This window comes from Rummeliibacillus sp. JY-2-4R (genome assembly GCF_053847205.1).
Window position 1 is genome coordinate 4,019,495 of the sequence record NZ_CM132623.1, and the last position, 22,623, is coordinate 4,042,117.

General features: G+C 35.9%; 24 protein-coding genes. 3 read left to right on the plus strand and 21 right to left on the minus strand.

Annotated elements, in window-relative coordinates; genetic code table 11:
- The first annotated feature begins 313 nt into the window (after positions 1 to 313).
- Complete coding sequence (locus tag ACWV26_RS19810; RefSeq protein WP_455896369.1) at positions 314 to 1,210, plus strand: YitT family protein; 897 nt, start codon at positions 314 to 316, stop codon at positions 1,208 to 1,210.
- A 64-nt stretch (positions 1,211 to 1,274) separates the two neighbouring features.
- Here the strand turns inward: ACWV26_RS19810 and ACWV26_RS19815 are convergent, their stop codons facing one another.
- The 8 genes from ACWV26_RS19815 to rpsF form a co-directional block, all read right to left on the minus strand.
- Positions 1,275 to 2,567, minus strand: a complete 1,293-nt coding sequence (locus ACWV26_RS19815; RefSeq protein WP_455896370.1) for an adenylosuccinate synthase — start codon at positions 2,565 to 2,567, stop codon at positions 1,275 to 1,277.
- Positions 2,568 to 2,766: 199 nt separating this feature from the next.
- Positions 2,767 to 4,125 carry a replicative DNA helicase gene (dnaB, locus tag ACWV26_RS19820; RefSeq protein WP_455896371.1) on the minus strand — a complete coding sequence of 453 codons (1,359 nt, stop codon included), beginning with the start codon at positions 4,123 to 4,125 and terminating at the stop codon, positions 2,767 to 2,769.
- 12 nt (positions 4,126 to 4,137) lie between these two features.
- On the minus strand, positions 4,138 to 4,587 hold the full coding sequence (rplI, locus tag ACWV26_RS19825) for a 50S ribosomal protein L9 (RefSeq protein ID WP_455896372.1): 450 nt from the start codon (positions 4,585 to 4,587) through the stop codon (positions 4,138 to 4,140).
- Positions 4,584 to 6,560 carry a DHH family phosphoesterase gene (locus ACWV26_RS19830; RefSeq protein ID WP_455896373.1) on the minus strand — a complete coding sequence of 659 codons (1,977 nt, stop codon included), beginning with the start codon at positions 6,558 to 6,560 and terminating at the stop codon, positions 4,584 to 4,586. Before ACWV26_RS19830 ends, rplI begins: the two co-directional genes overlap by 4 nt.
- 13 nt (positions 6,561 to 6,573) lie before the next feature.
- Complete coding sequence (locus tag ACWV26_RS19835) at positions 6,574 to 7,515, minus strand: YybS family protein (RefSeq protein WP_455896374.1); 942 nt, start codon at positions 7,513 to 7,515, stop codon at positions 6,574 to 6,576.
- 180 nt (positions 7,516 to 7,695) lie between these two features.
- On the minus strand, positions 7,696 to 7,932 hold the full coding sequence (rpsR, locus tag ACWV26_RS19840) for a 30S ribosomal protein S18 (protein WP_455896375.1): 237 nt from the start codon (positions 7,930 to 7,932) through the stop codon (positions 7,696 to 7,698).
- A 55-nt stretch (positions 7,933 to 7,987) separates the two neighbouring features.
- Entirely contained in the window at positions 7,988 to 8,536 is a 549-nt protein-coding gene (gene ssb, locus ACWV26_RS19845) for a single-stranded DNA-binding protein (RefSeq protein WP_455896376.1), read from the minus strand.
- A gap of 47 nt (positions 8,537 to 8,583) precedes the next feature.
- Positions 8,584 to 8,874: a 30S ribosomal protein S6 gene (gene rpsF / locus ACWV26_RS19850; RefSeq protein WP_455896377.1), complete on the minus strand. Its 291-nt coding sequence runs from the start codon at positions 8,872 to 8,874 to the stop codon at positions 8,584 to 8,586.
- A 166-nt stretch (positions 8,875 to 9,040) separates the two neighbouring features.
- Here rpsF and ACWV26_RS19855 point away from each other — a divergent pair, with 166 nt between their 5' ends.
- A complete protein-coding gene (locus tag ACWV26_RS19855; protein ID WP_455896378.1) occupies positions 9,041 to 9,586 on the plus strand; it encodes a DUF3267 domain-containing protein in 546 nt (181 codons plus the stop codon).
- Between the two features lie 106 nt (positions 9,587 to 9,692).
- Here ACWV26_RS19855 and ychF read toward each other — a convergent pair whose 3' ends face one another.
- From ychF to ACWV26_RS19870, 3 genes are all read right to left on the minus strand, one after another.
- A complete protein-coding gene (gene ychF / locus ACWV26_RS19860) occupies positions 9,693 to 10,793 on the minus strand; it encodes a redox-regulated ATPase YchF (protein WP_455896379.1) in 1,101 nt (366 codons plus the stop codon).
- 94 nt (positions 10,794 to 10,887) lie between these two features.
- Positions 10,888 to 11,094 carry a DUF951 domain-containing protein gene (locus tag ACWV26_RS19865; RefSeq protein WP_455896380.1) on the minus strand — a complete coding sequence of 69 codons (207 nt, stop codon included), beginning with the start codon at positions 11,092 to 11,094 and terminating at the stop codon, positions 10,888 to 10,890.
- Between the two features lie 6 nt (positions 11,095 to 11,100).
- Positions 11,101 to 11,991, minus strand: a complete 891-nt coding sequence (locus ACWV26_RS19870; protein ID WP_455896381.1) for a mechanosensitive ion channel family protein — start codon at positions 11,989 to 11,991, stop codon at positions 11,101 to 11,103.
- A 73-nt stretch (positions 11,992 to 12,064) separates the two neighbouring features.
- Between ACWV26_RS19870 and yyaC the strand changes: the two genes are divergently transcribed.
- Positions 12,065 to 12,661 (plus strand): spore protease YyaC, encoded by a 597-nt coding sequence (gene yyaC / locus ACWV26_RS19875; RefSeq protein WP_455896382.1) that lies wholly within the window; start codon positions 12,065 to 12,067, stop codon positions 12,659 to 12,661.
- Here yyaC and ACWV26_RS19880 read toward each other — a convergent pair.
- From ACWV26_RS19880 to rpmH, 10 genes are all read right to left on the minus strand, one after another.
- Positions 12,620 to 13,324 (minus strand): DUF554 domain-containing protein, encoded by a 705-nt coding sequence (locus ACWV26_RS19880; RefSeq protein WP_455896383.1) that lies wholly within the window; start codon positions 13,322 to 13,324, stop codon positions 12,620 to 12,622. The two genes, yyaC and ACWV26_RS19880, sit on opposite strands and share 42 nt — an antisense overlap.
- 10 nt (positions 13,325 to 13,334) lie before the next feature.
- Complete coding sequence (locus ACWV26_RS19885; RefSeq protein WP_455896384.1) at positions 13,335 to 14,174, minus strand: ParB/RepB/Spo0J family partition protein; 840 nt, start codon at positions 14,172 to 14,174, stop codon at positions 13,335 to 13,337.
- The gene (locus ACWV26_RS19890; RefSeq protein WP_455896385.1) at positions 14,167 to 14,928 is read right to left on the minus strand and encodes a ParA family protein; all 762 of its coding nucleotides are present in this window, start codon (positions 14,926 to 14,928) and stop codon (positions 14,167 to 14,169) included. The genes ACWV26_RS19885 and ACWV26_RS19890 overlap by 8 nt, the downstream gene beginning before the upstream one ends.
- Positions 14,929 to 15,086: 158 nt before the next feature.
- Complete coding sequence (gene noc / locus ACWV26_RS19895; RefSeq protein ID WP_455896386.1) at positions 15,087 to 15,947, minus strand: nucleoid occlusion protein; 861 nt, start codon at positions 15,945 to 15,947, stop codon at positions 15,087 to 15,089.
- Positions 15,948 to 16,134: 187 nt separating this feature from the next.
- Positions 16,135 to 16,851 (minus strand): 16S rRNA (guanine(527)-N(7))-methyltransferase RsmG, encoded by a 717-nt coding sequence (gene rsmG, locus ACWV26_RS19900; RefSeq protein WP_455896387.1) that lies wholly within the window; start codon positions 16,849 to 16,851, stop codon positions 16,135 to 16,137.
- 222 nt (positions 16,852 to 17,073) lie between these two features.
- A complete protein-coding gene (gene mnmG / locus ACWV26_RS19905) occupies positions 17,074 to 18,960 on the minus strand; it encodes a tRNA uridine-5-carboxymethylaminomethyl(34) synthesis enzyme MnmG (RefSeq protein WP_455896388.1) in 1,887 nt (628 codons plus the stop codon).
- A gap of 38 nt (positions 18,961 to 18,998) precedes the next feature.
- Positions 18,999 to 20,384, minus strand: a complete 1,386-nt coding sequence (gene mnmE / locus ACWV26_RS19910; protein WP_455896389.1) for a tRNA uridine-5-carboxymethylaminomethyl(34) synthesis GTPase MnmE — start codon at positions 20,382 to 20,384, stop codon at positions 18,999 to 19,001.
- Positions 20,385 to 20,528: 144 nt separating this feature from the next.
- Positions 20,529 to 21,344 carry an RNA-binding cell elongation regulator Jag/EloR gene (gene jag, locus ACWV26_RS19915; RefSeq protein WP_455896390.1) on the minus strand — a complete coding sequence of 272 codons (816 nt, stop codon included), beginning with the start codon at positions 21,342 to 21,344 and terminating at the stop codon, positions 20,529 to 20,531.
- 110 nt (positions 21,345 to 21,454) lie between these two features.
- Positions 21,455 to 21,844, minus strand: coding sequence for a ribonuclease P protein component (rnpA, locus tag ACWV26_RS19920; protein ID WP_455896391.1), 390 nt, complete (start codon positions 21,842 to 21,844; stop codon positions 21,455 to 21,457).
- 76 nt (positions 21,845 to 21,920) lie between these two features.
- Entirely contained in the window at positions 21,921 to 22,055 is a 135-nt protein-coding gene (gene rpmH, locus ACWV26_RS19925) for a 50S ribosomal protein L34 (protein WP_066791201.1), read from the minus strand.
- Positions 22,056 to 22,623: the final 568 nt, after the last annotated feature.

Sequence of the window (22,623 nt, forward strand, 5' to 3'; positions counted from 1 at the left end):
TATTATTATACTTGAAATTTCCTGGGCAATAATTTGCTAATCTTCGACATAAAAAAATAGTATGAATCTATATTAGTTTAACATAAAGTAAATCATCAGGATTTCCTATTAGTATGATAAAAAGGACTCATATTTTATGTTACCAAGCATTTCTGATTTACCTTTACCCTAATTTTTTTAAATTTTTTTCTAATGTTTTCAGATATTTGTTACCTTTTCAATTTTCCATTTCTATATTTTAGGTAAACCAGTGGATTACTATTAATTTTTAGAGGATTGGGGAGATTATATGAGCGATTCGAGCAGGGTATCCATGGAAGCAATACTAAAAAAGGCAACAGAAATTAATAAGACAAATAAGAAATCATCCAAAAAAAAACTATTTCAGAGAATCATTATGGTAATGCTTGGTGCCTGTATTATGGCATTTGGACTTGAACTATTTTTAGTTCCAAATAGAATTCTAGATGGTGGAATTGTTGGTATTTCCATTATCATTTCTCATCTAACAGAATTCCCCCTAGGAATATTTATTTTCCTCTTAAACATTCCATTTATTTTCCTCGGTTATAAGCAAATTGGTAAAACCTTTGCCTTATCATCTGCCCTTGGAATTACAACTTTATCAATTACTACTCTCTTGCTACGCCATATAGAGCCTGTTACAAGGGATTTACTGTTATCTACCGTTTTTGGTGGAATTGTATTAGGCATTGGTGTAGGACTTGTTATCCGATATGGTGGATCACTTGATGGCACTGAAATATTAGCTATTCTATTCAATAAAAAAATGCCTTTTTCAGTTGGCGAAATTATTATGTTTTTCAACCTTATCATTTTTGCTATTGCAGGCTTTGTCTTTACATGGGAACAAGCAATGTACTCTGGTTTAGCTTATTTCATCGCTTATAAAATGATAGATATTGTTATTCAAGGGCTAGATGAATCAAAAGCAGTATACATTATTAGCGATGAATATGATGAAATAGGGCGAGCCATTATTGATCGATTAGGACGTGGTGTCACTTATCTAATGGGTGAGGGTGCCTATACTGGAGAACATAAGAAAGTCATCTTTACTGTAATCACCCGTTTAGAAGAATCAAAGCTTACCTCAATCGTTGGTGAATTAGATGCCAATGCATTCTTAGCAATCGGTAATATCGCAGAGGTAAGAGGTGGACGGTTTAAAAAGAAAGATATCCATTAAAAAATGCGATTTTCCTTAAAGAAAATCGCATTTTTTGGTCTTATAACAACTAGCTTAAATAAAATTAAGCCTCTTCCCAAACATCAACTAATACGTTTGTTTGTTCACGGTCTGGCCCTACTGAGAATGTAGCAATACGGATACCCGTTAATTCACTTACACGTTTTACGTAATTACGTGCGTTTTCAGGTAACTCTTCTAACGTTTTGCAGCCTGTAATATCTTCAGTCCATCCTGGAAGCTCTTCATAAATTGGTTTGCAGCCTTCAATAATATGGAGATTTGCAGGATATTCAGTAATTGTTTCACCATTGTAATCATATGCAGTACAGATTTTAACAGTTTCAAGACCTGTTAAAACGTCAATTGAGTTAAGAGCTAAATCTGTAATACCGGATACACGACGGGAATGGCGCACTACTACTGAGTCAAACCAACCCACACGACGAGGACGGCCTGTAGTTGTACCATATTCGCGACCAACTTCACGAATTTGGTGACCCACTTCATCAAATAATTCAGTTGGGAATGGACCGTCTCCTACACGAGAAGTATAAGCTTTACTTACACCAATTACGCGTGAAACTTTAGAAGGACCTACGCCAGCGCCAGTAGCAACACCACCAGCAACAGGGTTAGATGAAGTAACATATGGGTAAGTACCGTGATCTACATCAAGTAAGATACCTTGTGCACCTTCAAACAATACTTTTCCTTCTTGATCTAGAACATCATTTAATACTTTAGAAGTATCTGTTACATATTGTGCAATTTCTTGACCATATCCGTAGAATGCTTCGAAGATATCCTCGAATTTTAATGGTTCTACTTCATAGAATTTAGTAAATAGACGGTTTTTAATTTCCAAGTTGTTACGAAGCTTTTCTTCAAATACATCTTTGTCTAAAAGATCTGCGATACGGATACCAATACGTTGAACTTTATCAGTATAGCAAGGTCCAATACCTTTACATGTAGTTCCGATTTTTGCATCTCCACGAGATTCTTCGTCTACTTTATCTTGATAAATGTGATAAGGAAGAATAACATGAGCACGATTTGAGATACGTAAGTTAGAAGTATCAACACCGCGGTCTTGTAAGCCTTTAAGTTCTTTTACTAAAGATTCAGGGTTAATAACCATACCATTACCCATTACTGAAGCTTTATCTTTATAGAAAATACCAGAAGGAATCAAGTGTAATTTATAAGTTTCGCCTTCAAATTGAATTGTATGTCCTGCGTTATCGCCGCCAGAATAACGTGCGATCGCATCTGCTTTTTTAGATAGGAAGTCTGTAATTTTACCTTTACCTTCGTCTCCCCATTGTGTACCTACTACTACAACTGATGTCATGGTCAGCACCTCCGTCAGACACTTTCATTGTGTCCTGATTCAAACAGAATAATTGTAACAACGATATTAAGTATAGTCAAGAAAAAACAGCAAAAAACACGAACATATGATAAAAGTCAGACATCAATGTTCGTGTTTTTTAATCAATTAACTGGATAAAGCATTTCCACTTCGAGTGTTGTTAGCAAAAGTTTGCTGTTTAGTATCCACCTGATGGGGCTTCTGCTGTCCAATCAACGCTAACAAATTTATTAAATTCCTTTTTAAACGCTAATTTTACTGTATCTGTAGGACCATTACGTTGTTTTGCAATAATTATTTCAATCGTATTGGCATCTTCTGTTTGCTTATCGTAATAATCTTCACGATATAAGAATGCCACGATATCGGCATCTTGCTCAATACTTCCTGATTCCCGAAGGTCACTCATCATTGGCCTTTTATCTTGCCGTTGTTCAACGCCACGAGATAATTGAGATAATGCAATGACTGGAACTTCCAATTCACGTGCTATTGCTTTTAGTGAACGTGAAATTTCAGAAACCTCTTGTTGTCTATTTTGCCCTGCAGCACCACTGCCTTGTATTAGTTGAAGATAGTCAATTATAATCATGCCAAGACCGCGTTCTTGCTTTAAACGTCTGCATTTTGCACGAATCTCATTGACTCGAACGCCAGCGGAATCGTCAATATATATTCCTGCACGAGAAAGAGTTCCTGTCGCCATAGTTAGTTTACGCCAATCTTCCGAATTTAAAGCACCCGTACGTAAAACTTGTGCATCAATGTTTCCTTCAGCACAAAGCATACGCATAACTAGTTGTCCTGCGCCCATTTCAAGCGAGAAGATTACCACATTTTCTTCTGTTTGTGTACCAACAGCTTGCGCTATATTCAATGCAAAGGCTGTTTTCCCAACAGAAGGTCTAGCTGCAACAATAATTAAATCACCGCGTTGGAAACCAGCTGTTAATCGGTCTAAATCTCGAAAGCCTGTTGGTATACCAGTAATATCAGCTTTACGGTTTTGTAGAGTTTCGATATTGGCATATGTTTCAACAAGAACATCCTTAACATGCTTAAAATCGCCGGTATTTTTGCGATTGGCTACTTCCATCATTTTGCTCTCTGCTTCAGAAAGTAGTGCATCTACTTCATCCTCGCGAGTATAACCATCTTCTACTATTTTCGTAGCTACTCTGATTAAACGACGAAGTACAGCCTTTTCAGATACAATTTGAGCATAATATGCGACATTGGCTGCTGTTGGCACAGCACTTGCAATTTCAGTAATGTAGGAAATACCCCCAACATCCTCTAATTCATTATGAGATGATAACTCCTCTGTTACTGTAACGATATCAATTGCCTTCCCTTGGTCACTTAAGCGCAACATCGTTTGGAAAATCTTCTGATGTGCTGAACGGTAGAAATCGTCTGGAAGTAGGATTTCTGAAGCCGTAATCAGTGCTTGTGGTTCAAGGAAAATGGCCCCAATGACAGATTGTTCAGCTTCCTGGTTGTGAGGTGGGACTCGGTCCAATTGTGGATCGTTCATAAATGTCTCTCCTTACGCTTGCTCTGCAACATGTACTTTCAATGTAGCAGTCACTTCATGATGAAGTTTTACAGGTACTTTCGTAACACCTAATGTACGAATAGCATCTTTTAATTCCATTTTACGTTTATCAATTTTAATTCCGTGGTCTTTTTGTAATTGTTCCACGATTTGTTTAGATGTAATCGAACCGAAAAGTCTACCGTCTTTACCAGGCTTCGCGGAAAGTTCCACAGTTAATTCTTCCAATGTTTCTTTTAATGCTTTTGCATCTTCTAATTCTTGTTGCGCATCTGCAGCAGCACGTTTGTTTTGTGCCTTTAATTTTGCTAGTTCTGCAGCTGTTGCTTCTACTGCACTTTTTTGTTTGAACAATACATTACGTGCATAACCGTCTGAAACCTCTTTTGTTTCACCTTTTTTACCGTGACCTTTAACATCTTTTAAAAATATTACTTTCATGAATCTGTACTCCCTTCTAATACATCATCTATTGCTACTTTTAGTTTTTCAATTGCTTCATCAATTGTTTGGACTTCTAGTTGGCAAGCGGCATTTGTTAAATGGCCTCCTCCACCTAATTCCTCCATTACAAGCTGTACATTGATCTCACCTAACGATCTTGCACTTATACCTACTGTTCCATCATTTCGATGAGCGACAACGAAGGATGCTGAAATATCCTTCATCGTTAATAAAATATCAGCAGTTTGAGCAATTAATACTGAATTATATATTTTATCACTATCACCGCGTGCAATTGTGATTCCTTTATGTACAAACTCTGCTGTTTGTACAATTTTTGAACGTTCTATATATGTGCTAATATCTTCTTTTAATAAGCGTTGAACAAGTACAGTATCTGCACCATTTGTACGTAAATAAGATGCAGCTTCAAATGTTCTAGCACCTGTACGTAATGTGAAGCTCTTCGTATCAACAATAATACCAGCTAGTAGGGCTGTTGCTTCTAACATAGTTATTTTATCATTTTTTGGCTGATACTCTAACAATTCAGTTACTAATTCAGCAGTTGAAGAAGCATATGGTTCCATATAGACAAGCATTGGCTTTTGGACAAATTCTTCTCCGCGTCGATGGTGATCAATGACAACCACTTTATCTGACTTATTTAGTAACTTCTCCTCAATTGTCATACTTGGTTTATGTGTATCTACTATAACAAGTAGTGACTTATCTGTAATTTTATCCAATGCTACCTCTGGCGTGATAAAACGATTATATAAATCTGACTTTTCCTTCACTACTTGCATGAGGCGACTGATGCTATTATCGATATTATCAAAATCCATAACGACATAACCATCAATACCATTCATATCCGCCATTTTGCGAACACCAATAGCAGCACCTATCGCATCCATATCAGGCATTTTGTGACCCATTACAAAGATTTGATCGCTATCTTGTATTAAATCACGTAATGCATGCGAAATAACACGTGCACGTACTCTTGTCCGTTTCTCAACAGGGTTGGTCTTTCCACCATAGAATTTTACTTTTCCATCAGGATTCTTAATTGCTACTTGGTCGCCGCCACGACCAAGGACAAGATCTAAACTAGATTGAGCAAGTTCCCCTAATTCCAATAAGGATTGAGAGCCCGCGCCCACCCCAATACTTAATGTTAAAGATAAGTTTTGTTGTGCTGTAATTTCACGAATGTCATCTAAAATTGAAAACCGTTTCTTTTCCAATTCCCGCAAAATAGACTCATTTAATACAGCAATAAAGCGGTCTGAATTAATACGCTTTAAGTAAATTCCATTTGTAGAACTCCAATTATTAACTAATGAAGTAACAAGTGAATTCGTTTGACTACGTAATTGATCATCCATTCCTTGAGTTATTTCATCATAGTTATCTACAAAAAGGATAGCAATTACTGTACGATCTTCATAGTACAATTCTTCGATTTCTACTTGTTCAGTAATGTCAAAAAAGTAAAGAAGTTTTTCCTCTGGTTTATAAAATGCACGATACTTCCGATTGTTTAACGTGATATTTAGTTCATTAGATTCTTCATGTTTAATAAGATTGTATAAATCATTTGATAGAGAGAAAATTTCTTCTCCAATCAATGAACCCGTCCCTACAATACGTTGCATGTATGGGTTTGTCCATTCAATTGAAAATTGTTCATCTATTAAAACAATTCCAATTGGCATTTCTAACAATGCCTCTTCTCCAACCTTCTTTAACCGGTAAGATAGCATTTCAATATGCTTTTCAGTTTCAATATACGTGTCTGATTCAGCTTTCCAAGCAAGAATCAAAACCAGCACGAGAACAATACCATATACAATACCTGTCACTAAATTCCACATTACGCATATAACAATTCCTGCTATTCCAAGCAATGACAGGATTAAAAGAGGATAACGTATTGGTCGTTTTCTAAAAAGAGTACCCATAATTCTCAACTCCCTATTTTCTTGTCATGCCACTAAAAAAAGAACGGATATTAAATCCTAAATCAACTATGCCAAGCAAAACGGCAAAAGAACTTAGTGGAATAGCTAAGATAGTACCAACTGCAGCAGTCCACTTAGGCCATCCTTGCTGATACGTAAAAAAGTGAATAAACGATATACCCTGTAACATTAATAATATGCTTAAAATTGTCGATAAATTTAATACAATCATGTAAATAAGTGTACCTACTTCGGGTTTTATAAATAAGGTAATCACTAAAATGACCAGATAGTACCACAAAATAGCGCGTGGTAATCTAAAGTCTTTGAATGGTTCAAATTTAGGAACCTCTAAACCAAAGCGACGGAGCAACGGCAAATTCAAGGAAATAATAATAAATGTCATAACAAAAACAGATATAGTTACAATTGATGGGAGTACCATCTGCATCGTATCAAACAATGTATTTAATTGATCTGTCGGAATTGGTGTCTGACCTGTGATTGCCTTTGTTAACTCATTTGACTTTTCATAACTTTCTCGAATACTTTTTATTGTCTCTTTCAAAATATCCATATTGAAGAACTTAACCGAAATAATGTACTCCAAAGTAAAAGAAATCAAGACTGTAAATGCTGTAGATAAAAATAAAAAGATTTTACTTTTCTTTGTACGGATTACATCTCCAATAACAAATCCAATCGCTGCAAATACTATTGCCACAGGTAGAACCAGAAGTCCACCTATCAAAAGTGAGATTACAGCACTGACAATTGCAACTAATAACGACGAACTACGGCTATACCTTGCGCTATACCAAGCAATCGGTAACGGATTAAACCAAATCGCTATAATACTTAAGACAGGTATATATGTAGAGATGGCTAATAATATTGTAAATAATGCAACCATCATAGCGCCATGTGTAATTCTCCGTGTCTGATTTTCCGGCATTCAAAACCTTCCTTTTCATAAAGAAAAACTATTATTCATCTTATTATTGTACCATGTTTCATGATATGTAACAAAAAGCATACTACCTCTAAATATCCGTTATTTGCCGAATGATTAGCCTTTCATCGTCATATACCTATAAAAAAAGGACCGGCATAAAGCCGGTCCTTTTACTAAATACTATTTATCATCTGCAGTGAATGGTAGTAATGCCATTACACGAGCCACTTTGATAGCTGATGTAAGTTTACGTTGGTATTTTGCGCTTGTACCAGTCACACGACGTGGAAGAATTTTTCCGCGTTCAGAGATGAATTTTTTTAATAAATCAACATCTTTGTAATCGATGTGTTTGATGTTATTAGAAGTAAAATAGCAAACTTTACGGCGTTTGCGGCCTCCTTTACGTGGTGCCATTGTATATTTCCCTCCTTATACGATAAATATATAGAGCGTGCAATAAGTCATTTGCTTAGAATGGTAGGTCGTCTTCTGTTACGTCGACTTTCCCTCCACCATTGCTAACTGGTGCAAATGGATCTTCATCTACACGTGTATAATTCTGCTGACTAGGTGATTGATTCTGTTGATAAGATGGTTGTTGATAGTTACCTTGCTGTGGAGCTCCATATGATTGACTACCACCAACTGATGACTGTCCGCCAAATTGTTGTCCTTGTTGAGAACGATCTCCTGCAGCACTACGAGGTTCTAAAAACTGAACGCTATCTGCGATAACTTCTGTTGTGTAAACGCGTTTACCATCTTGTCCTTCATAACTACCTGTTTGAATTCGGCCTTCGATACCTGCTAGGCTTCCTTTTCGTAAGAAGTTTGCAGTATTTTCGGCTTGTTTACGCCAAACAACGCAATTAATAAAGTCCGCTTGTTTCTCACCTTGTTGGTTAGAAAACGTTCTATTTACAGCAACTGTAAAGCGAGCCACAGCTACGCCACTTGGTGTGTAACGGAGTTCTGGGTCTTTTGTTAGTCTTCCAACTAGTACGACACGGTTAATCATCAGAATACAACCTCCTTATCTGCTTTTAATAAAGTTCAAATTATCAATTATTTATCATCTTCGCGAACTGCAATATAACGAATGATATCTTCGTTGATATTTGCAAGACGAGTATATTCATCGATTGCTTTTGCATCAGCGTTAACTTTCATAATTTCATAATAACCTTCGCGGAAATCTTCGATTTCATAAGCTAGGCGGCGTTTGCCCCATTCTTTTGATTCGACAACTTCAGCACCGTTAGAAGTTAAGATGTCATTGAAACGTTCAACTAAAGCTTTTTTAGCTTCATCTTCGATGTTTGGACGGATAATATACATTAATTCGTATGCTCTCATTTTAAGCACCTCCTTATGGACTTTGGCCAAAAGCTTTGCTATTGGCAAGGAGCAAGTAATAGTTACTACTCACATCTTCGAATTATATCACAGGCAATATCATTAAGCAATAAATTTACTAGGCATTTCAAGTGATATTCTCTATAATTTAATAAGGGGTGTTCAATTGGAAAACAATTTTGAACCTTTTGATGTTATTGAAATCGATATCAAAAAGATGGTTTGGCATAATCTATTTTGGACTTTCTTTTTAATGATTGCCTTCTTTTTTATAAATGCACTTATATATCAAAGCATTACTATTCATATAACATTGTGGGATTTCCCTTTATTTTTGATTCTTTATATAGTACTAATTATATTGCATGAAGCTTGCCATTTAATTGGATTCATCCTTTTTGGAAAGGTGCCATTTAAGAAATTAGCATATGGCATCAATTTGAAAATGGGTGTTGCCTATGCAACAACTAAAGAATTAATGCCAAATAAGGCTATGAAGAAGGCATTGTTGCTTCCCTTTTGGATAACTGGTGTAATTCCTGCACTCATAGGATTTATCACAAATAGCAATCTATGGCTCTTTATAGGTGCATGGCTAATAGCCGGTGCTATCGGTGATTTTATGATGTATGCAAAGCTTCGAAAATATCCGCAGCAGTATTTAGTGAAAGATGATCCGAATCTTCCAAAGTTATATGTATATAAAACATAAGATATTTTGATATTCTTACTTTCTTCAAACAACTCATTTCCTGTAAATAAAAATGCCATAATAGTGCACTTAAATCACTATTATGGCATTTTTTTATTTTTTAAAATTACACATTAAAACGGAACAACATAACGTCGCCATCTTGAACAACATAATCTTTTCCTTCAAGACGCACTCGACCCGCTTCTTTTGCAGCATGCATAGAGCCATGTTGCATTAAGTCATCGTAAGAAACAGTTTCAGCGCGAATAAATCCACGTTCAAAGTCAGAGTGAATAATTCCCGCACATTGTGGTGCCTTCATCCCTTTGCGGAATGTCCAAGCTTTAACCTCTTGTACGCCAGCTGTGAAATATGTGGCTAGTCCAAGTAAGCTATAAGATGCACGGATTAATTGGTCAAGGCCAGATTCTTCAATTCCTAATTCTTCTAAGAACATTGCTTTTTCTTCATCATCAAGTTCAGCAATTTCCTCTTCAATTTTGGCACATACAACAATTACCTCTGCACCTTCTCTAGCTGCATACTCACGGACGGCTTTTACATATTCATTGTGCTCTGCATCTGCTACTTCGTCTTCAGAGACATTTGCAACGTAAAGCATTGGTTTAATTGTTAATAAGTTTAAACCTTTGATCACTTTCTTCTCATCATCTGTCAATTCAACAGAACGAGCAGGTAATTCATTTGCGAATGCTTCTTTAATCTTTTCAAGGATTGGCGCTTCAATCATTGCTTCTTTGTCTTTTTGACGAGCAAGCTTTTCAACTTTTGAGTAGCGTTTATCAACTGTTTCCAAATCAGCAAGAATCAATTCTAAGTTAATCACTTCTATATCGCTAATCGGGTCTACTTTACCTTCAACATGTGTAATATTTTCATCCACAAAACAACGAACTACTTGAGTGATAGCATCAACCTCACGGATATGAGCTAAAAACTTATTGCCAAGACCTTCACCTTTACTAGCACCTTTTACAATACCGGCAATGTCTGTAAATTCAAATGCAGTTGGAACAGTTTTCTTTGGTTGTACTAATTCAGTTAATTTATCTAAACGGGCATCTGGAACCTCTACAATCCCTACGTTAGGATCAATTGTTGCGAACGGATAGTTTGCAGCAAGCGCACCTGCTTTTGTAATTGCATTGAACAATGTAGATTTACCAACGTTTGGCAGACCTACGATTCCGGCTGTTAAAGCCATTCTTTCCACAACCTTTCGAAATAAAAATGCTATTAATGTATTTACTATTCAACTTGTTAATTATAGAGATTTGCTAGGCAAAAGTCTAATTTTGCTATTCTACTGTCGGGTTAGCAAAAACCAATACTTTTTTCATTTTCTTTTCAAATTCTCTTCTTGAAATCATCACACTATGTTGACAACCCACACATTTAATTCGAATATCCGCACCCATACGAATAATCTTCCACTCGTTTGTGCCACATGGATGTTGCTTTTTCATCTCAACAATATCAAAAAGTCCATACTTTTTTGCTTCCATTTACCTCTACTCCTCTTCTTCAAATGCTTTATTATTATCACGCTCATAAACCATCATTTTTGGATAAGGAATTTCAATACCATTGCGATCGAAAATCTCCTTAACATCGCGGCGAATCATTCTGGAAATAGGGAAATGTTTCATCGGTAATGTTTCGACTGAGATACGTAAAGTAACTTCTGCTCCAACAACATTTTGGACTCCTAGTAATGTTGGTTCTGAAACAATTTCTTCATGTGCAGCCGGTAGAGCCTTTAAATAGTTCTCTATTAGCCTTTCAGCTTTTGCTATATCTGAACTATACGCTACACTAACATCAATTATTGCTATTGAGTTATTTATTGAATAGTTGACTACTTCTGTAATAGAGCCATTAGGAATTATATTAATCTCTCCTGAAGCCCCTTTAATTTTAGTAGTACGTAAACCAATTTCTAGAACTGTACCTTCCGTTGAAGTAATTTTAATATAGTCTCCAACACCAAATTGGTCTTCGAAAATGATAAAGAAACCAGTTATAACGTCTTTTACTAAACTTTGTGCGCCAAACCCAACAGCTAAACCGACGATTCCAGCACCAGCTAATAAACCAGCAACTTTAATATTCATAGCGGATAAAATAGCAATAATCGCTGAAAAGTAGACAACATACGAAATGACACTTTGCAATAGTCGTAGAATCGTTCGATAGCGACGTTCTGAAGCGGGTTGAAGGGCAATTGGGCCATTCACTCGGATATGAAAAAATTTCTTAATAGCTATCTTTGCTACGCGGACAATGATCATTGATAATAGAATAATTGTAATAATTTTTATTGTCGCAATTCCAATGGTATTCCATAAATCTTCATCTGTTAATACATTCATAAAGTGATTATACATTCTCTCAAATTTCACTTTTATAACTCCTCTTGCATAAAAATTTTCTATCATACGTATACTGCTGAAAAAGAAGAAAGTGAGACTTCCTATGACACTTCCCATTTCTAACTCGGCATTCTCATATTCATTGCATTATCAAGAATCAGGTACCGTCTGGCGATTAAGTTCTTTCTTATTAGAGCATATACCATTTCACCATGAAAATCTTGTTTTTTGTTGTATTGGCTCTGATCGTTCTACTGGTGATGCATTAGGGCCTTTAACAGGCAGTTTGCTATCCAATTATATATCATTTCCATATCAAATAATTGGATCCTTAAACCAGCCATTGCATGCTTTAAACTTAAAGGAAACGGTAGAGTCTTTGCAAGCTCAATCTACTACACCTTTTGTAGTTGCCATTGATGCTTGTTTAGGTGAACAACAGAGGATTGGCGAAATCCTATTCCAAACAGGCCCCCTCTTACCAGGAAAGGCCGTAAAAAAAGAATTGCCACCAATAGGGGACGTATCCATTAAAGGAATAGTCAACTTTGGCGGCTTTATGGAACATACTATATTACAAACAACTAGATTAAATGTAACTTATGAAATGAGCAATCGAATTGCTCGAAGTCTTTATTTAGCTTGGCATCGTTATTCACTAAAAAATATGCATACAAGTAACTACAGCAGCCACCACTAAAATGGCTGGGAGTAAATTAGCTACGCGGATTTTGGTAAGACCCATCATATTTAGACCTATTGCTATAATCATTGCGCCACCTGTTGCAGTCAATTGTTGGACAAATGTATCTAACAATACATCTGGAACAACATTACTTATTTGCTTGGCAAATAGGGTAATTATTCCTTGGTATAAAAACACTGAAACTGCACCAAATATTACACCTATACCTAAAGTAGAAGCCAAAAATATTGCAGTGAATCCATCTATAATACCTTTAGTAATTAATACTGAGTGGTCATTTCGTAAACCACTATCAAGCGCACCAATAATTGCCATGGATCCAATAACGAATATTAATGTACTTGTTATAAAGCCTTGGGCGATATCACCATTGTCGCCCTTCTTACCAATTTTATGTTCCATCCACTTTCCGAATTGGTTTAGTCGTAAATCTAAATCAACCCATTCACCAATAATAGCACCAATTACTAAGCTAATAATCACGACGATAAAATTATCACTAGTTATTCCCATTTGGATTCCTAGTACTGCTACTGCAAGCCCAATAACCTGCATAACTGTTTCCTTCATCCTATCGGGAATTCCTTGCAAAAATCTCCCGATTATTGAACCAATTACGATAAGCACTGTATTAATAATAGTTCCTAATAAAACCAATGAAATCCACTCAATCCTCTAATAATTCTAATATACGTTCTAAATCATCCTCAGAGAAAAATTCAATTTCAATCTTCCCTTTATTTTTTGTCTTTTTAATCAAGACATTGGTTCCAAAGTAATCTCTTAATTGTGTTTCCTTTTCTTCAATGAAAATATCCTTTTTCACTTTTTTATCTGTTTCACGTGGAACATCTTCATTCATTGAATGGACTAATTCTTCCAATTGGCGAACATTAAGTTGTTGTTTTATCACTTTTTCAGCAACTAGTGGAATTTGCTTTTTGTTTTTCAAGCCTAATAGTGTTCTACCATGCCCCATCGATAACTTACCCTCATTGACATACTTTTGTATTTCCTTTGGTAAAGTTAGAAGGCGAACATGATTTGCGATATGTGGCCGACTTTTCCCTAAACGCTTTGATAGCTCTTCTTGTGTTAAATTAAGATGCTCCATCAAGCTATGATAGGCTTCCGCTTCTTCAATTGGGGTTAAATCTTCACGTTGAAGGTTTTCCAAGATGGCCAACTCCATCATCTGAGCATCGCTTAAATCTCGAACTACTGTTGGAACTTCTGCTAAATTTGCCAATTTAGCTGCCCGAAAGCGCCTTTCTCCAACAACGATTTCATATTTAGACCCTTTTTTACGCAAAATTATAGGTTGTAAAATACCATGCTCCTTAATGGATTGCGCAAGTTCTTGCAAAGCATCTTCATCGAATAGTTTACGTGGTTGGAATGGATTCACAACGATATCTTTAACTGCCGTTTGTGTTACTTTATCTGAATCCATTAGCGCTTGATCTTGGAAAAGTGCTCCAAGCCCTTTACCTAATCCTTTAGCCATTTTTAATCACCTCTCTAGCCAATTCTAAATAAACTTCGGCACCACGAGATTTTCGATCATATATAATAATTGGTTCACCATGACTAGGTGCCTCACTCAAACGTACATTTCTAGGAATAATGGTTTTATAAACTTTGTCTTGAAAATACTTTTTAACCTCATCTATTACTTGCAATCCCAGATTTGTCCGAGCATCTAGCATTGTAAGTAACACACCATCAATTGTTAACTGGTTATTTAAATGTTTTTGAACAAGGCGTATTGTTGATAGCAATTGACTTAATCCTTCTAAAGCATAGTATTCACATTGCACGGGGATTAATATTGCATCTGCGGCCGTTAATGAATTGATTGTAAGCAACCCTAAAGATGGTGGACAATCAATAATAATATATTCATAGTCATTTTTTATCTCTTCGAGTGCATGTTTTAAACGGACTTCTCTAGAAATTGTTGATACTAGCTCTATTTCTGCTCCTGCAAGTGCAATTGTCGCTGGGACAGTATATAAGTTATCGATTTCAGTTTTGCGTATGGCACTTTGAATAGGTTCATCATCAATCAGAACATCGTAAATACATTTATCTACTTCACCCTTATTGATGCCTACTCCACTTGTTGAGTTTCCTTGTGGATCAGTATCAATTAGTAATACCTTTTTGCCTAATGTTGCAAGGCAGGCGCTTAAATTTACAGATGTTGTTGTCTTACCAACGCCGCCTTTTTGGTTTGCAATTGCTATCGTTCTTCCCATTTTTTATGGTGCACCTGCTTTCAAAAAACATTTTGGTAAATTATATAACATTCCTTTTTATACATTTTAACAAAAAAAAGTTTGTTCGGCTTCATTTACTAGTTGAAAATTAATAAAAAACTCTTAATCTAGATAGCTAGACTAAGAGTTTTTTAGATTTAGGATTTCTTTTTCGGAATTTTAACTGTAATTTGGTAAAAATCGTCATTTTCTTCTTCTTCGGTTTCTAACCGAATACCAGATTGGTTAACCATAGTAAAAGATTGACGAATTGTATTAAGCGCAATTCGAATATCCTTACTAACGGCTTTGCGTCGAGGTTTGGCCTTTTTAGGTTTTTCCTCAGGATTTAATACTTCGCTGATTCTTTGTTCTAATTGTCTAACATTATAATCTTGTTCAATCGTCTCTTGAAGTAAGCTCAATTGTAATGCTTCGTCTTTAATTGGTACTAATGCACGAGCATGTCTTTCAGAAATTTCCCGTTTCAAAATAGCCTGTTGAATTATTTCAGGCAGTTTTAATAGGCGTAATTTATTCGCAATAGTTGACTGACCTTTTCCTAGCCTTTGTGCAAGAGCCTCTTGTGTCAGCTCATGTAACTCTAAAAGTTTTTGATAAGCTTGAGCTTCCTCTATTGATGTAAGTTCTTCACGTTGCAAATTTTCAATTAGTGCAACAGAAGCTGTCTCCTTATCATTCATATCACGAATTATTGCGGGTACTTCAGTCCAATTCAATGATTTCATTGCACGGTATCGACGTTCACCTGCAATTATTTCATAACCTTCATTGTTTAACCTACGTACGACAATCGGTTGTATTACGCCGTGCGTATGTATTGTACGCGCTAACTCTTCAATTTTTGAATCATCAAAAATTGTACGTGGTTGGTAGCGGTTCGGGCTAATTTTATCTATCGCAAGCTTCACAACCGATTCCGAATTATCCACTTCATTTTTTGAGGTGTTTGCTACTTTCTCACCACTTCCAAACAAACGTGAAAAAGTACTTTTCATCCCTTTGCACCACCTTTAAAGATATTTCTGTCCATTCTCCATCGTGAATTTTCTAGTTGGTGGAGATGACTATCTATCTATATATATTTACTAACATTATACAAAAAGTAAGTATGTCCATTTATTATTATAGTTTCTTTCTATAAAAAACGGTAGATTCCTTTTTCTGTTTCATGTGAAACATATATTAGTGAATTGGTGATTTATTTGGTATTCCTGGTTTACGAGGATATTTCTTCGGTGTATTTTTTATTTTGTCAAAAACATAGATTGTACGTTCGCTGTTTTCTATTGGTAGTAAGAATTCAAATTTCTCTCCAAGTTTTGTACCAAGTGTTGTGATTGCTTTTTTAGCATCTTGTAATTCTTCTTCTCCACTTGCTGCTTTCATTGCAACAAAACGTCCACCTGCCTTTATAAGTGGAACACATAACTCAGATAAAACCGATAATCTTGCAACTGCGCGTGCAGTTACCATATCAAATTGCTCACGATAAGCTACTTGTTGTCCAAAATCTTCTGCACGAGAATGAACAAAGTTTACATGTTCTAGTTGTAAAGCATTACTCAAGTAATTCAAAAATTGAATTCGTTTATTTAGTGAGTCCACGATTGTAATGTGCAAATGTGGGAAGCAGATTTTGATTGGAATACTTGGAAACCCTGCACCTGCTCCAACATCACACAATGATTGAACTTTGTTAAAGTCAATATAAAAGGCAGCACTAATAGAATCATAGAAGTGCTTTAAATAAACAGACGGCTGATCAGTAATAGCTGTTAAATTCATTTTTTCATTCCATTCAACTAGTGTTTCAAAATAAGTATGGAATTGTTGAATTTGTTTCTCTGACAACTCAATTCCTTGTTCCTTTAAAGCTTGCACAAACTGTTCTTCGTTCATGATATTCCCCTTTCACTTAGTGCCACTAATGATTTTTCAATTATTTTTTGTTTTTTCAATTTATATAAAGTCAAGCAGCTAGACCCTCGGGTGCACAGCATATGTACCCGATAGCCGTTGCGACACGACGCGGCGTTTCTAGGCTATCTTCCTTAATACGAGAGCCACTTCCGCTTTTACGAAAGCACCCGTCAGGGCTTGACGGGCGCGTTCTGCTTTAAATTATACTTTCGCGATTCTACCATGTTCAATATACACTAGTAGAATAGATATGTCAGCAGGGTTTACACCTGAGATACGTGATGCTTGAGCAACAGATAGTGGGCGTACTTCCTTTAGCTTTTCTTTTGCTTCGGTTGCGATACCAGAGATTGCATCATAGTCGATGTCTTCTGGTATTTTCTTGTCTTCCATTTTCTTCAGTTTCTCAACTTGTTGAAGAGCCTTTTCAATATAACCTTCGTATTTTACTTGAATTTCAACTTGTTCTTTTACTTCTTCACTTAACTCTATACTTGGTGATGTTAAAGAAGCGACAAGTTCATAGTTTATTTCAGGACGTTTTAATAAGTCAGTTCCGCGAATGCCATCTTTTAATGGGCTACTACCTACAGCTTGGATTGTAGTTTGTGTTTCCTCATTTGGTTTTATGATGATATCACGTAAACGAGTAATTTCCTGTTCTACCTGAGCTTTTTTAACTAGGAACTTTTCGTAACGCTCTTTCGAAACTAATCCAGCTTCATAAGCACGTTCAGTTAATCGTAGATCTGCATTATCATGGCGTAACAATAAACGGTATTCAGCACGAGATGTTAATAAACGATAAGGTTCATTTGTACCTTTTGTTACTAAATCATCAATTAATACGCCAATATAAGCATCAGCTCGACCAAGAATCATTTCTTCTTTTCCTATAGCTTTTGCAGCGGCATTAATACCTGCCATTAAACCTTGGCCAGCGGCTTCTTCATAACCTGATGTACCGTTAATTTGACCAGCAGTATATAGGTTTTGTATTTTCTTTGTTTCAAGTGTTGGCCATAATTGAGTAGGTACAATTGCATCATATTCAATTGCATAGCCTGCACGCATCATTTCCGCTTTTTCAAGTCCTGGAATGGTTTCAAGCATTTTACGTTGAATATGTTCTGGAAGGCTGGTTGATAAACCTTGAACATATACTTCCTGTGTATTGCGACCTTCTGGTTCCAAGAATAATTGGTGTCGAGGTTTATCGCTAAAGCGTACAATTTTAGTTTCAATTGACGGACAATAACGTGGACCTGTACCAGTAATAACACCTGTAAACATTGGAGATTGATCTAAATTATCATTAATAATTTGATGTGTCTCTGGACTTGTATATGTTAACCAACATGGAATTTGATCTGTAATAAATTCCGTTGTTTCATAGCTAAATGCTCGTGGATCAGGATCTCCTGGTTGAATTTCCGTTTTACTATAATCAATTGTTTTACTATTTACACGAGGTGGTGTACCAGTTTTAAAACGAACCATATCAAATCCTAACTCACGTAAGTTATCAGCAAGTTTAATGGAAGGCTGTTGGTTATTTGGACCACTTGAATACTTCAAGTCCCCAATAATAATTTCACCACGTAGGAATGTACCAGTTGTAATAATAACTGTTTTTGCACGATAAATTGCACCAACTTGTGTAATAACACCTTTTACTTGACCATCTTCTACTATTAGTTCATCTACCATTGCTTGATGAATTGTTAGATTATCTTGGTCTTCTAATAATTTTTTCATTTCACTTTGATACATAACTTTATCTGCTTGTGCTCTTAATGCACGTACAGCTGGACCTTTACCTGTGTTTAGCATGCGCATTTGGATATGTGTTTTATCAATAACTTTCCCCATTGCGCCTCCCATTGCATCAATTTCGCGCACTACAATTCCTTTTGCTGGTCCTCCAATTGATGGATTACATGGCATAAAGGCTATCATATCTAAGTTAATTGTTAATACTAGTGTTTTTGCACCCATACGAGCTGATGCATAAGCAGCTTCCACACCTGCATGGCCTGCCCCAATGACTACAACGTCGAACGTGCCTGCTTCAAATTTTGTTGGCATGCTCGTTACTTCCTTTCTTTATTTAGATTTAATTTATATTATTTCCCTAAGCAGAATTGCGAGAATAATTGGTTAATCAAACTATCTTGTACTGTATCACCGACGATTTCACCGAGTATCTCCCATGTCCGCGTTACATCAATTTGAATCATATCAACAGGAACTCCTGCATGTGCTGCTTCAATTGCATCATTAATACGATCCAATGCTTGGTGTAACAATGCAATATGGCGTGCATTTGATACATATGTTAAGTCGCCAGCTTCCACAGACCCTTCGAAGAATAATGTTGCTATAGCTTCTTCGAGTTCAGTTACACCTTCCTCTTGTAATAGAGAGGTTGTTACTAATTTACGTTTTCCCGCAAGATTCTTTACAAGGTTTAAGTCAATTTTTTGCGGTAAATCTGTTTTATTGACAACGACTATATAATCCATGTTTTGAATGGTTTCAAATAATCGCTTATCTTCTTCTGTTAATTCGTCATTATAGTTTACAACAAGTAGAATTAAATCTGCCTCTTTTAATACTTGGCGAGAACGCTCTACTCCAATACGTTCGACTATATCTTCTGTTTCACGAATCCCTGCTGTATCTACTAAACGAAGTGGTACGCCTCGAACATTGACGTATTCCTCTATAATATCACGGGTTGTACCCGCTACATCAGTGACAATTGCTTTATTTTCTTGGACTAAGCTATTAAGTAATGAAGATTTTCCCACATTTGGTCGACCTAAAATAACGGTTGATAGGCCCTCTCGTAAAATCTTTCCTTGAGAAGACGTTTGTAAAAGCTTTTCTATCTCCTGTTTTACCCATGTTGATTTTTCTAACATCAATGGTATGGTCATTTCTTCTACATCATCATATTCTGGATAATCAATATTAACTTCAACTTGTGCTAAAACTTCTATTAATGCTTGACGTAGTTCATTGATTAATCTAGATAATTTCCCGTCCATCTGTCCGAGTGCAAGATTCATTGCCTTATCTGTTTTTGCACGAATCAAATCCATAACAGCTTCAGCTTGGGATAAATCAATACGTCCATTTAAAAATGCACGTTTTGTAAACTCACCTGGTTCGGCCATTCGCGCACCATTTCGGAGCACCAACTGTAGTACACGATTAACTGAAGTCAATCCACCATGACAATTTATTTCTACTACGTCTTCACGAGTAAAAGTTTTTGGCCCTTTCATAATCGATAACATAACTTCCTCTACCAATTCACCTGATCCTACTTCTTTTAAATGCCCGTAGTGAATAGTATGGGATGGTTGTGTGGATAATTTTTTTCCACTTGGCGAATGGAAAATGCGATCTGCAATTTCAATTGCCTGATCACCACTTAATCGTACAATAGCAATTGCTCCTTCACCCATTGGTGTGGATATTGCTGCAATTGTATCGAACTCCATAAAAATACCTCCTATAATAAAAATTATCCACATGTGGATAATTTAAAAAACGTCTATCTTTCTAACTTACAATAATAGCACAAAACAAAAAAATGAGCCCTTCTCAACTTTTGAGAAGGACTCTTTCACAATCCTTTTTGTTAATTATCTAATTGGTTCAATAATTAAATGTCGCTTTAGATCTTCACCTTCAGAATAAGTTTCAACGTCTACTCGATCTGCTAATACATGATGAATAATCTTGCGTTCATTTGGTGGCATGGGTTCTAGTGCAACTTTTCTACCCGTCTGAACAGCGCGATCTGCCATGCGATTTGCTAATATCTCTAATGATTGCTGACGTCTTTCGCGGTAGTTTTCAACGTCAAGTTTTACTAAGATAAATCGCTTTACATGTTGATGCGCAACTAATTGAGTTAGTTGTTGAAGAGCATTTAGTGTTTGACCTCGTTTTCCAATGAGTAGTGCAGCTTTTTCGCTTGATAATAGGAAATTCACGGTTTTTCCCTTTTGTTCGACATTTATTTCAAGGTCTTGAATACCAAGATGCAAAGCTATATTTCCCAAATACTGTTTAGACTGTTCAATTGCCTTAGTAAAATCTGCTACATCTTTTTCTACTACATTTAATTCTTGTTCTACATCATTTATGTATGATGCTTCAGTAGTAAAGATAGAACTTACTCTTGTTTCTGCCTCGTGCGTCTTATGTTCTTGCTCTGTACTTTTGTCTTCTTTTTCTTCTCTTGAATTTTCCAAAACTTCTTGTTCAATAGTTGGCTTTTCTACTTGCTTCTCAAACACTCGAACTTGAGCTTTGCGCGAACCAAAGCCTAAAAAACCTTTTTTTGCTTCTTGAATAACTTCAACATCTACTTGTTTACGAGTAAGGTTAAGCTCATGCAAGGCTAGCAATATTGCATCCTCTACAGTTGCGCCTGTTTGCGTAATCTGTTTCACTTTGGCCCCTCCTGTCTTCGCAGGTTTTTGTTGTTTTGTTCAAAGCTTACATAACAAGAATCTTAAAGTTTTAGATCAAAAGCTAAAACAAAATCCCCCTGCAAAAATTTTCATTTTTTCATTATTCTATCATGGGGTTTCTTATTGTCTCTACTATTACTTCTTTTTAAAGCTTTGGCAATTTTCAAAACATGCTCTAGGCTTTTCTTTATTTCATGAAAATTCATCGTGGCCGCCGGATTTCGGGCGATAATGACGTAGTCCATATTTTGTAAAAGTTCGCTGTTCAATTCATGGAAACTTTGACGGACATAACGTTTAATTTGATTTCTTGTGACTGCCTTTGCAATTTTTTTGCTTACTGATAATCCAATTCGAAATTCCTCTTGTCCCTCTTTTTCAAGACAATAAACGACAAATTGACGATTAGCAAATGATTTTCCATTTTTAAATACTTTTTGGAAATCCTCATTTTTCTTAATTCTGCGGCGCTTTTTCATGTTTCACCTGCTTATTCTTTTTCCTCTTCTTCCTAATATATAAGAAAAAAAAGACCACTGAGGAAATTCAGTGGACTTATGCTGATAATACTTTTCTTCCTTTACGACGGCGAGCAGCGATCACTTTGCGACCGTTTTTAGTAGCCATACGTGCACGGAAGCCATGTACTTTACTATGCTTACGTTTTTTTGGTTGATATGTGCGTTTCATTTATATGACACCTCCTGATGAAAGTCTATTATCTAAATACTACAGACAGTCTTGCATATTATAGCTATTAACAGCCCATTTTGTCAACTATCTGCGAATAAATCCTTTTTATTATTTTTATAATACTTTTCGCTTTTTTATATGATAAGGTTATCCACAGTTCTATTTTTATTTTTAAAAATCCTGTGTGAACATTTTCTCCCCAACCAAAAAATATCCACAACACTTACTGACAACTTTTACACAAGTTCATCTATTGTGGATAACCTCGCAGTGTATAATTATGCATTTTGTGGATAACCTCTTAAAACTCTTGTCACGCATTATTTTTCCTGATACAATTATTGTGTTTTCTTCTGTAAATAAATCTTTTCATGCAAAATCTTATCCACAGTTGTTAATAACCTGTGGATAAGATTATCCACTATGATGGAATAAGATTTATCCACAGGTTGTGTTTACTGTGATTAGCAGTTAATACACTATTTAATTTTGTTATGATTTTTCAATCAACCACAAATACTTGAAAAATTTTATAGAATAGTTTTTTTAGAAAAGGAGAAAGAGC